The organism is Nocardiopsis sp. MG754419, from assembly GCF_018207095.1.
Taxonomy (GTDB): domain Bacteria; phylum Actinomycetota; class Actinomycetes; order Streptosporangiales; family Streptosporangiaceae; genus Nocardiopsis.
This window is the reverse complement of record NZ_QOCZ01000286.1, coordinates 1-2073: the sequence shown is the minus strand read 5'-3', so window position 1 is coordinate 2073 and position 2073 is coordinate 1. Positions and strand designations below refer to the sequence as shown.

The window sequence follows — 2073 nt, the reverse complement described above, 5'->3', positions numbered from 1 at the left end:
GGTGGTGGGGTGGGCGATGAGGTCGGCGGGGGTGCCTTCGTAGACGATGTGTCCGCCGTCGGTGCCGGCGCCGGGGCCGAGGTCGATGAGGTGGTCGGCGTGGGCCATGACGGCCTGGTGGTGTTCGATGACGATGACGGTGGCGCCGGAGTCGACGAGGCGGTCGAGGAGGGCGAGGAGGTGGTCGACGTCGGCCGGGTGCAGGCCGGTGGTGGGTTCGTCGAGGATGAGGATGTCGCTGGTGCCGCCCATGTGGGTGGCGAGTTTGAGGCGTTGGCGTTCGCCGCCGGAGAGGGTGGTCAGGGGTTGGCCGAGGGTGATGTAGCCCAGGCCGACGTCGCTCATGCGGGTGAGGATGGTGTGGGCGGCGGGTGTGCGGGCGGGGCCGTGGGAGAGGAAGTCGCGGGCCTGGTCGACGGACATGGACAGGACCTGGCTGATGTCGTGTCCGTCCAGGTGGTGTTCGAGGACGGCCGGGGCGAAGCGTTTGCCTTCGCAGAGGTCGCAGGTGGTGGTGATGCCGGCCATGATGCCCAGGTCGGTGTAGGTGACGCCGATGCCTTTGCATTCGGGGCAGGCGCCTTCGGAGTTGGCGCTGAAGAGGGCGGGTTTGACGTGGTTGGCCTTGGCGAAGGCCTTGCGGATGGGTTCGAGCAGGCCGGTGTAGGTGGCGGGGTTGGAGCGGCGTGATCCGCGGATGGGTGTCTGGTCGATGGCGATGACGTGGTCGTGGCCGGCGAGGGATCCGTGGATGAGGGAGGTCTTGCCGGATCCGGCGACGCCGGTGACGACGGTGAGGACGCCCAGGGGGATGTCGGTGTCGACGTTCTTGAGGTTGTGGGTGGTGGCGCCGCGGATGGGCAGGGTGCCGGTGGGTGTGCGCACGGTGGGTTTGGGCGGGGTGCGGTCGTGGAGGTGGCGGCCGGTGGTGGTGTCGCTGGTGCGGAGTCGGTCGACGGTGCCCTGGAAGACGATGTGTCCGCCGTCGGTGCCGGCGCCGGGGCCGAGGTCGACGACGTGGTCGGCGATGGCGATGGTGTCGGGTTCGTGTTCGACGACCAGCACGGTGTTGCCCTTGTCGCGTAGGCGCAGGAGGAGGTCGTTCATCTGTTGGACGTCGTGGGGGTGCAGTCCGGCGGTGGGTTCGTCGAAGACGTAGGTGACGTCGGTGAGGGAGGAGCCCAGGTGGCGGATGAGTTTGGTGCGTTGGGCCTCGCCGCCGGAGAGGGTACCGGCGGGGCGGTCGAGTGAGAGGTAGCCCAGGCCGATCTCGACGAAGGAGTCGAGGGTGTGGCGCAGGGTGGTGAGCAGGGGTGTGACGGTGGGTGCGTCGAGGTCGCGGACCCATTGGGCGAGTTCGCTGATCTGCATGGCGCACAGTCGGGCGATGTCGAGGCCGTTGATGTGGGCGGAGCGGGCGGTGGCGTTGAGGCGGGTGCCTTCGCATTCGGGGCAGTGGGTGAAGGTGACGGCGCGGTCGACGAAGGCGCGGATGTGGGGTTGCATCGCCTCGCGGTCCTTGGCGAGGAAGGTCTTGCGGAGTTTGGGCAGGAGGCCTTCGTAGGTGAGGTTGACGCCGTCGACCTTGACCTTGACGGGTTCGTGGTGCAGGAGGTTGTGGAGTTCGGTGGGGGTGTAGTCGCGGATGGGTTTGTCGGCGTCCAGGAGGCCGGAGGCGGCGTAGACGCGGGTGGTCCAGAGGTTGTCCGACTTGTACCCGGGGATGGTGAAGGCGCCTTGGTTGAGGGATTTGGTGTCGTCGTAGAGCCGGGTGAGGTCGAAGTCGGTGACGGTGCCGCGGCCTTCGCAGTGGGGGCACATGCCGCCTTGGCGGTTGAAGCTGACCTTGGTGGCTTTGGCGTTGCCGCGTTCGACGGTGATGGCGCCGCCGGCGCGGACGGTGGGGACGTTGAAGGAGAAGGCGTTGGGTGAGCCGATGTGGGGGCGGGCGATGCGGCTGTAGAGGATGCGCAGGAGGGTGTTGGTGTCGGTGGCGGTGCCGACGGTGGAGCGGGGGTCCGATCCCAGGCGTTCCTGGTCGATGATGATGGCCGTGGTGAGGCCGTCGAGGAG

The 2073-nt window shown here is 68.3% G+C and carries 1 protein-coding gene; it reads right to left on the bottom strand.

The genetic code is table 11. The features are described from left to right. Positions 1-2073: excinuclease ABC subunit UvrA (locus tag DSY14_RS27645; RefSeq protein WP_211719540.1), on the bottom strand; the 2073-nt coding region annotated here is incomplete at both ends.